This is a genomic window from Halochromatium sp., from assembly GCF_054919635.1.
The window spans coordinates 1-9106 of record NZ_JBUDPI010000133.1; the positions used below are offsets into that span (position 1 = coordinate 1).

The window sequence follows — 9106 nt, forward strand, 5'->3', positions numbered from 1 at the left end:
GGGTGGTTGCGTGCCTGCACCGACTCCGGCGCGTCAGCGGGCAGATTGGTCAGCACCACCCGCACCGGATCAAGTACCGCCATCGCCCGCGGAGCCGTCGCATCGAGCTCATCGCGGATCGCGCTTTCCAAGATGCCCATCTCGACCAGGTTATCGGCCTTGGTCACCCCAATGCGCTCGCAGAAGCCGCGCAGCGCACCAGGCGTGAAGCCGCGCCGCCGCAGCCCAGCGATGGTCGGCATGCGCGGATCATCCCAGCCATCAACGATCTGCTCGGAGACCAGCTGCGTCAGCAACCGCTTGCTCATCACCGTGTACTCAAGGTTGAGTCGGCTGAACTCGATCTGCCGCGGCCGGCAGGGCACCGAGACATTGGCGACACACCAATCATAGAGCGGGCGGTGATCCTCGAACTCGAGCGTGCACAGCGAATGGGTAATCCCCTCCAGCGCATCCGAGATCGGATGCGTGTAGTCATAGGTCGGATACAGACACCATTCGCTGCCGGTCTGATGATGAATCACACCGTGACGAATTCGATACAGCACTGGATCGCGCAGGTTGATGTTCGGCGACGCCATATCGATCTTCGCGCGCAGGGTGCGCGCACCATCGGCAAACTCGCCGGCTCGCATACGGCGGAACAGATCCAGATTCTCGTCGATCGACCGACTGCGATAAGGACTGTCGCGGCCCGGCTCGGTCAAGGTCCCGCGATAGGCGCGCGTCTCCTCGGCGGTGAGATCGCAGACATAGGCCAAGCCCTTCTCGATCAGCTCGACTGCAAACCCGTAAAGCTGCTCGAAGTAATCCGAGGCAAAGCGCACCTGCCCGCCCCAGTCGAAGCCGAGCCAACGCACATCGTTCTTGATGGCCTCGACGAACTCAGGGCTCTCCTTGCCCGGATTGGTATCGTCGAAGCGCAGATTGCAGACCCCTCCCAAGTCCTCGGCAAGACCAAAGTTGAGCACGATCGATTTCGCATGGCCGATATGCAGATAGCCGTTCGGCTCCGGTGGAAACCGGGTGAACAGGCGCTCATGCTTACCACTCGCGAGATCCTCCTCGACGATCTGGCGGATAAAATGGGTACGGGTTGGCGTCGAAACAGGATCAGGCATCGTTGAAAGCACCAAGGCCCAAACAGCCGGCAAGCCAGCCGCAGGCGAAAAATGAGCAGCATACTGTCTTGCCGCGGTGGATTGAACCCTGCATTTGCCAGCGCAAGCCAGGACTACTACTCTGTCGACGCTCGGCGCAGCCTTGGCGGCATGCCGAATGCTCAAGACAGCAACCTGCAACGTCGACAACGCCGTCGGCGCTGCCATTGCCAGCACCCTTGGCACCGCCATTAATCGCATTGGCCGAGACCAGCTCGCTCGTTTACCACTTACGGAGCCAGATCATGCAGAGAGCCTCTTCCCTCATCGCCGGCGCTATCGCTGGGACCTTCGCGACCAGCATAAGCTTCGCCCAGGATGCCCAGCCGGCCCCAACAACACCGGCGGATGCCTTTATCCAGCAGCTCGACACCGACGGTGACGGCAAAGTCAGCCTAGACGAGGCACGCGCGCCGCAGAAGGTACGCTTTAGCGAGACCGATACCGACGGCGACGGATTTGTCAGCGTCGAGGAGGCAAGCACCGCGTTCAGCAATCAGGTACCGGCCGAGATGCTGGAGGCCATGAAAGAGCGCGGAATGCCCAATCCAGGCGAGACCTTCGTCAAGAATCTTGATCAAGATGGTGATGGCAAGATCAGCCCGGAAGAGTTCGAGCAGCCGACGGTTGAGTCGTTCGAGCGCATGGACACGGACGGCGATGGCTTTGCAACCAAGGAGGAGGCCAGCGTGTTCTTCGACGACATGCAGCGCCAGATGCAGGAGCAGATGCAGAAGATGCAGCAGATGCAGCAACAGCAACAAGGCGACGCAGCTCCTCAACAGTAAGCCCACATCCTCTCGTCGCCACGGAAGGTCTTCGCCATGGAAGGCAATACCAGCAGCCCGAGCAAGCCATCAGCGCCCAGGCCACAAGCCATCGAGCCAAGCCCCACAAGCGCTCAGGCGTTCAGGTCTCCGCGCTGGGACCGGCCTCGGTTGCAACATCAGCCCGCAGATCGAGATCGAACAGCACATCACTGCCCATCGGATAGCGCTGGTGCGCGGGCCTTAACGCATCAGCGAGCCTTGCCCTTGCCGGCAGCGCCACGCCTCGCCGCCCCTCGCCAATGATCAGCGGCGCAACCGTAATCTGAAGCCGATCCAGCAGCCCTTGCTGCAGGCAGCGCGACACCGTGACTCCTCCACCCTCGATGAACAGCCTGCGCAGGCCCCGTGCCCGGAGCACACCGATCATCGCTGCGATGAAGTCGTGATTGTCAGACGGGCCGCCGAGGTTCGGCATCTCGATGATCTCGGCCTGGCCATAAGCGCGATAATCGCCACGCCCTTTCCAACGGCCAATCAAGGTCGGTGCCTTGCCATCGGTAAAGAGCCGGCGCTCGGCGGTTAAGCGCCCATCCGGGTCAAGGACCACTCGCACTGGGTTTGGACCAGGCACCCGTCGCGTCGTCAATCTTGGGTCATCAAGCGCAACCGTGCCCGCGCCTACGATCACTGCATCAGCAAGCGCTCGCATCCGGTGCAGGTGGTTGAGGTTTTCCGGCCCAGTGACAAAACAGGCATCACCCTGGCAAGTAGCGATATAGCCATCCAGGCTCTGTCCGAGATGGGCGACGACCCAGCCTCGCTCCCGAGCCCCCTCGACGGGGAGAAAGGGCAGATAGAGCGACCAGAGGTCCGGCGATTCCTCAAGTGCCGATTTGGATGCCGGTACCTGCCAGCACCACCGCCCCGCTGCATCGCGTACCAAACCATGGGCCTTGGCAACCGCGACATCACCGCTAGCAGCGGCAAGCAACGCCTGCCAAGGCTCTTGGCGTTTCTCTGGCGACCCAGGCTCGGGCAGCGGAGCGCTCATGCCGATTGTCCGCCCAGCCCCTGTCGGTCAAGCCCCTGTCCGTCCAACCCGGCCGACAGGCTCAGCGGCTCACACCGATCCGCGCCAGGCGCCAGCATCGGACACGGGGTTCAGGCGCAGGGCTGACAGGGCCGTCACCAGCCCCCGAGCCAACAGCCCCCGGCGAACAGCCCAAGCGGCTGAGGCCGCTACTTGCGGGGCTGCGCCCGGCGCAGGGCCAGTACCTGGTCGCTGCTGGCTCGCGATGGGGCTAGGCGATCTGGACCAATTCGAGCTCAAAGGTGAGATCACGACCAGCCAAGGGATGATTGCCGTCAACCGTCACCTCCTCATCATTGAAGTCAGCGACCGTAAACCGAAGCGTCTCGCCTTCCGGTCCCTGGGCCTGCAACAGCATACCCTCGGCCAGCTCGATCTCAGGCGGGATCGCGGTGCGAGGAACCGACTGCACCATGGCCTCATTACGCTCGCCATAGGCATCTTCGGACGCGAGGGTGATGGTCTTGTTCTCGCCAGGGGACATGCCGACGACGGCCTCTTCAAAACCGCTGATCATCTGGCCTTGGCCGAGCGTGAACTCAAGTGGCTCCTGGCCACGCGACGAATCGAACTGGGTCCCGTCAGTCAGGGTACCGGTGTAGTGGACCTTGACGGTGTCGCCGCTCTTTGCCTCGGTCATTGGGGAATTAGCCATAGAAATACTCGCGCTAGGATCTTGCTGTGGATTCAACGGAGAGGAGCATGCCAGCGCGGACGTGCCCCAGCGTATTCCGCTCACCTTAGACGAGCCTGACGTCGAGCGCAAACCGGGCTCGGTTGCCGCAGATAGGCCCTTAACCTCCTGCCGGCCGCGATAACAACAGCCGGATCAGCTCGACTGGCGCCAGCACTCGCGACGGCGGCGCGGCGCCAAAGCAGACCTGGATTAGGGTGTCGACCAACCGCTGCCCGTCGGCACCACGACCAAAGAGCCGATTGAAGACCCAGGGATTGAAGGCGTGGCGCTGCGCCAGCGCCATGAGCAGGAACAGCGAGCCGAAGCGCTGCTTCAAGCTGCGCGAATAGCCAGCCAATGCGGATGCCGGCAGCGGCCCAACGGTGGGACCGCGACGCAGCGCCATGAGGATCGAGTCGGCGGCGCGCTCCGCGGACTCGAGCGCGTAGTCGATACCCTCACCGGTGAAGGGATTGACCAGGCCAGCGGCCTCACCGACCGCGAGCAGTCCATCAGCCCGCGTCGGCGCACGCAAGAAATCACTGCGAATCGGATAGCCAGCGACTGGGCCGGCGTCGACAGCAGGCCCGCTCAAGGGCGCTAGGATCGGATGCTCTCGCAGCAGCTTTGGCAACAACGCGGTGGCCGAGATACCGGCCCCGCCACTGTACCAATAGCCCAGATTCGCGCTGTTCTGACCGGTTGGGAAGAGCCAGGCATAACCGGGCAACGGAAGATGATCGAAGAAGAAGCGCAGATCAGGCCCCGGAGGCGGCAGCTGCGCCAGATAGCAGCGCGCCGCAACGCTGTGCACTGACCCCCTCGGCGCCAGCGCCGTGCGCTTGATCAGCGACAACGCTGCTCCTGTCGCGATCACGACCAGCCGCGCCGGCAGCCTCTCGCCCTCGAGCTCGACCCCACCGCCGGCGGCCAGTGCCCGCACATGGCCAACCCGGAAGCGGGCGCCGGCGGCCAATGCGTGCTGCTGCAGCAGCAGATCGAAACGTCGGCGCGGCAGCACCAGGGTGCGGTTCGGCATCGCGCCGGCACCGGTGATCGCCGTCTGCGCCTCGGCGCCAGCCGGTGCCCGGAACCGAATCCGCGTCGCTTGATGGGACTCGCCCGCAACCTGCTCCAACAGCCCGAGACGCGCCAGATAATGCTGCGCCCGAGGGCTCAGGCAATCGCCGCAGACCTTGTCTCGCGGAAACGCCGATTTATCGATCAGAAGCGTCCGGATGCCAGCGCTCGCCAGATGATAGGCAGTCGCACTCCCCCCGGGACCTGCCCCGACCACGATCACCTCATTGTCCCAGGCTGTCGTCATCGTAGTCCGCTCATTCCTCGGTCATCTGCGACAGATGGTGGCTAATTGCACTCCGATCCTAGGTTTAGGCTTGCAGCCTCTGCTGCAACTGCCGTAACGTCCGAGCGTGAATCGCCAAAAACCCACTGATAGATCATGGATAGCACCGGTCACGAAGATTTGAGCAACGAGGAATCGATCCCGGCGCAGGTATTCTCAACGACTGCCGAGGGGCAGCTCGTCTCGGCACTGATGGCCTGCACCTGTGACCTGGTGCTGATCATCGATGCAGAGCAGCGCAGCCTGCTCGCCTGCAACGATCGGGCAACCAAGCGGCTCGGGCTCCCTTCCGATGACCCAGCTGCCAACCAAGTCAGTGCTTGGCTCCTAGAGCCTGAGGCCGACGTCCTTTCGCATCTCGACGCCAGCCGATCGCCCGGCCCTCCTGATGAGATCAACGTGCGTTGCCGCAACGCGATGGGCGCAGTGATCGACCTGCGTCTTCGACTGATGTCGTTGACGCTCGATGGTCGTCAGCTCCTGCTGCTGATGGGTGAAGATCAGACCGAGCGGAACCGAGCCCAGGCGGCACTCGTCCAGCGAGAAGCCCATTTCCGTAGCCTAGTCGAGTCTATCGAGACGGGCTACATCTTCTACCGGCAGCTCCCGGATCGCTCGTTCGCCTATATCAGCCCGACCATCGAGCAGGTGCTCGGTTACTCAACCAACGCATTCGCGGGTATTCGCCAGGAGGCAATGACCGATAATCCGCTCAACCAGGCAGCCGAAGAGGCCACCATCGCCGCCCTAGCCGGCGCCCGCCAGCCGCCATTCGAGGTCGAGATGAAGCACCGGTCTGGGGCCTTGCGACGGCTGCGGATCAGTGAATATCCAGTATTCGATGTCAGTGGCCAGGTCACCGCGCTGCAAGGGATTGCTCAGGATGTGACCGAGGCTTGGCGCAACCGATTGCTGCTCGACGCGCGCAATCAGGTCCTGGAGCAGCTCACCCAAGACCAACCGCTAGAACAGGCCATGGAGACGTTGACGCGCGGCATCGAATCACTTGAGCCCGGCATGTACTGCTCCGTGCTGCGGTTTGATGCACAGGAGCGCCGGCTCTTCGGACTCGCCGTCTCGAGCTTGCCGAGCTTCTACTCGGAGGCCATCGAAGGCATTCAGGTCCATGCCGAGCTAGGCTCATGCGGGGCGGCAGCCTGCACCGGCAAGCGTGTGATCGTCGCCGACGTCCTGACACACCCGTATTCGGCGCCGTTCCGTAATCTGATGGCGCAAACGCGACTACGCGCCTGCTGGTCGGAGCCAATCATTGGTAACCGAGGAGAGGTCTTAGGGACCCTCGCGATGTATTTCGACGAGATGCGCGAGCCGAGCGAGAGCGAGCTGTCCGTGATCGCCTCGGCGGCTGACCTTGCCGCGGTCGCGATTCAACATCGACGCGACGCCGAAGCCCTTGCATTTGCTGAGGAACGCTCGCGGCTGCTACTCGAGTCCAGCATCGAGGGTATCTTCGGACTCGACCTTGAAGGACGCATCAGCTTCACCAATCCCGCCGCAGCAGCGATGCTCGGCTATCCGGCCGCTGAGCTCTTGGGTGAGACACCGCATGGGCTGTTGCGCCACGCGCGCGACGACGGCACAGCATTCGAAGAGCAAGCCTGCCCACTCCATGCAGCTGCGACGCGGGGGATCGGTCGGCATGGCTCGCACACCTTGCTGCGTCGACAGGATGGCAGCCAGCTTCCCATCGAGTATCAGGCAGCGCCAATCCGTCATGGTGGCCAGGCCGATGGCGCCGTGGTCAGCTTTCATGACATCAGCGAGCGCCTCGAGCATGAGCGCCAAATCGCCTACCTCGCCTTCCATGACGCCTTAACCGGTCTAGCCAACCGGCGCCTGGTCAGTGACCAATTAGCGCGCGCCCTCTCGCTCTACCGCCGCGGCATCGAGCACTTCGCGCTGCACCTGATGGACCTCGACGCATTTAAAGAGGTCAATGATCGGCACGGCCATCCCACAGGCGATCGTCTGCTCTGCGCCATCGCCGATCGCGTCAAGGGGATGCTGCGCGAAAGCGATGTCTTCGCCCGACTTGGCGGCGACGAGTTCGCGGTCATTCAGATCGGCATCCAAGAGGCTAGCGACGCCGAGCGCCTTGCTACGCGGATTCTCGAGGCCATGGGTCGCGAGTTCGAGCTTGGCGCCCTCAGCGTGCGCTCGGGCAGTAGCATCGGGATCACGCTGCCCGATCCAGGGCTCGAGGATGCCGCAGAGCTGACGAAGCGGGCCGACGCCGCACTCTATCAAGCGAAGGACGCAGGGCGCGGCGTCTTTATCCTCTTCAATCCAGATTGACCTGCTTGCCAGGAGTCACAGAGGAGTAACGGGAATCTCAGCCCGCGCTCTCCAGCCTCTATAACAACAGGCACCGCTGGGTCCTATTAGGCACTTGCCAGCTCGAGATATGCTGGCAATCGCGCGCACGCCAACTACGCTTCATTAAAGAGTGGGAGCGCCCTGCGCTTTTTCCCGAGCAAGCGCCTGTGGACCCTCTGCGCGTTGTATGCCGAGACGCCCTGCTTGACGCGCAGATCGCGGCGATGCGGCAAGCGTTTAAAGCACAAGAGTCCGAAATCCTTGACCTCATCGATCGTCAGCAGCAACGCAGCGCACACTCGCTGCAGGACCGCGCATCAATGGCATCGGTACGCCGCGCCGATGCACCCAATAGCCACATGGCGGAGGACAGAACATGAGCGCAACCGCCGATGAGGACACCGGCCTAGCTTTCGAGGTTCAGGCTAACGCCGATGGAGCAACCAAGCCATGGACGCTTAGGCTCTATGTCGCTGGCCAAACGCCGAAGTCACTGGCTGCCTTCGAAAATCTCAGAACCATGTGCGAGGCCCATCTGCGCGGTCAATATCAGATCGAGGTCATTGATCTGCTCGAAAAGCCACAATTGGCACAGGGCGACCAGATCCTGGCGATCCCAACGGTCGTGCGTCGGTTACCATTACCGATCCGCAAGATCATCGGTGATCTCTCCGACACCGAGCGCGCCATCATCGGCCTCGATCTGCGCCAGTCAAGCGGAGCAACGAACAGCTAGCCCTGCACTGTCTCGAGCCCTGCCCAGCAGACGCAACCCGTATCTGAGCCTGCAGCCTCCAGCCAGATGTGGGCAGATTCAATGCCATGACCGCCAACTCTTCTTTAGCCCCCACCTCAAGCAACAGCGCGAGCGCGGAGATTGAACAGCTGCAGCAGCGCTTGGACGAGGCCGAGGCGGTGCTCGATGCCATTCGCGCCGGCGAGATCGACGCCCTGCTCGTCACTGACCAGCGCGGCGGGCGTGTGCTCGAGCTGCAAGGTGCCGAGCACGACTATCGCCTGTTGGTGGAAGAGATGGGCGAAGGCGCGATGACACTGACCGCCAGTGGTCATATCTACTTTGCCAATCCGCGCATGGCGACGATGCTCGGCCTGCCACGCGAGAGACTGATCGGCACCCCCTTGGCCGAGCATCTCGCCGAGGTCGACCGCGCGAGCTATCAGGCCTGGCTGGACACCGTATCACCACGTCCACAGCAGCGCCTTGAGCTACGGCTCATCAGCCAGAACGGAGCTGTCATTCCCTGTCAGGCCTCACTGACCGAGCTGCCACCGGAGCAGAAGCAGGGTGCCTTTTGTGTCGTTGTCACCGATCTGAGCGCGCAGAAGCATGCCGAAGAGGCGGTGCGCCAGAGTGAGCAACGCCTCCAGTCGATCGTTGAGCATTTGCCCATCGGGGTCTGGTTCTTGGATCACTTGGGCGAGATCACCTACGGCAACCCGGCCGCGCATCAGATCTGGAGCGGCGCCGAGCAGATGGGGCTCGATCATTTCAAAGACTGCAGGGCCTGCTTTAACAAGCTAGAAGAGGGCGTCGTTCCCCCAGACTGCGTCGCATCGCGCGCCATCCTCAACGGCGAGACGACACTCAACAGAGAGCTCGTGATCGCGTGCCGAGACGGCACCCGCAAGATCATCCTCAGCTCGGCGGTCCCCATCCGGAACAGCGACGATGCTATCGTCGGTGCT

At 62.7% G+C, this 9106-nt stretch carries 8 protein-coding genes; 4 read left to right on the forward strand and 4 right to left on the reverse strand.

Annotated features, from left to right (window positions below):
• A partial coding sequence (glnS, locus tag ACY693_RS09785) for a glutamine--tRNA ligase (RefSeq protein WP_462321641.1) occupies nucleotides 1-1121 on the reverse strand: 1121 nt, incomplete at its 3' end.
• 284 nt (nucleotides 1122-1405) lie between these two features.
• Between glnS and ACY693_RS09790 the strand changes: the two genes are divergently transcribed.
• The gene (locus ACY693_RS09790) at nucleotides 1406-1948 is read left to right on the forward strand and encodes an EF-hand domain-containing protein (protein WP_462321642.1); all 543 of its coding nucleotides are present in this window, start codon (nucleotides 1406-1408) and stop codon (nucleotides 1946-1948) included.
• A gap of 121 nt (nucleotides 1949-2069) precedes the next feature.
• On the opposite strand, the gene ACY693_RS09795 is transcribed toward ACY693_RS09790, so the two are convergent.
• From ACY693_RS09795 to ACY693_RS09805, 3 genes are all read right to left on the reverse strand, one after another.
• Nucleotides 2070-2981, reverse strand: coding sequence for a RibD family protein (locus ACY693_RS09795; RefSeq protein WP_462321643.1), 912 nt, complete (start codon nucleotides 2979-2981; stop codon nucleotides 2070-2072).
• A gap of 250 nt (nucleotides 2982-3231) precedes the next feature.
• Nucleotides 3232-3675: an FKBP-type peptidyl-prolyl cis-trans isomerase gene (locus ACY693_RS09800; protein ID WP_462321644.1), complete on the reverse strand. Its 444-nt coding sequence runs from the start codon at nucleotides 3673-3675 to the stop codon at nucleotides 3232-3234.
• Nucleotides 3676-3814: 139 nt separating this feature from the next.
• The gene (locus ACY693_RS09805; protein ID WP_462321645.1) at nucleotides 3815-5023 is read right to left on the reverse strand and encodes an NAD(P)/FAD-dependent oxidoreductase; all 1209 of its coding nucleotides are present in this window, start codon (nucleotides 5021-5023) and stop codon (nucleotides 3815-3817) included.
• Nucleotides 5024-5158: 135 nt separating this feature from the next.
• Here ACY693_RS09805 and ACY693_RS09810 point away from each other — a divergent pair, with 135 nt between their 5' ends.
• From ACY693_RS09810 to ACY693_RS09820, 3 genes are all read left to right on the forward strand, one after another.
• Complete coding sequence (locus ACY693_RS09810; protein WP_462321646.1) at nucleotides 5159-7378, forward strand: sensor domain-containing protein; 2220 nt, start codon at nucleotides 5159-5161, stop codon at nucleotides 7376-7378.
• 397 nt (nucleotides 7379-7775) lie between these two features.
• Nucleotides 7776-8135 (forward strand): circadian clock KaiB family protein, encoded by a 360-nt coding sequence (locus ACY693_RS09815; RefSeq protein ID WP_462321647.1) that lies wholly within the window; start codon nucleotides 7776-7778, stop codon nucleotides 8133-8135.
• A gap of 86 nt (nucleotides 8136-8221) precedes the next feature.
• Nucleotides 8222-9106 (forward strand): PAS domain-containing protein (locus ACY693_RS09820; RefSeq protein ID WP_462321648.1); only part of this gene is annotated, 885 nt, incomplete at its 3' end.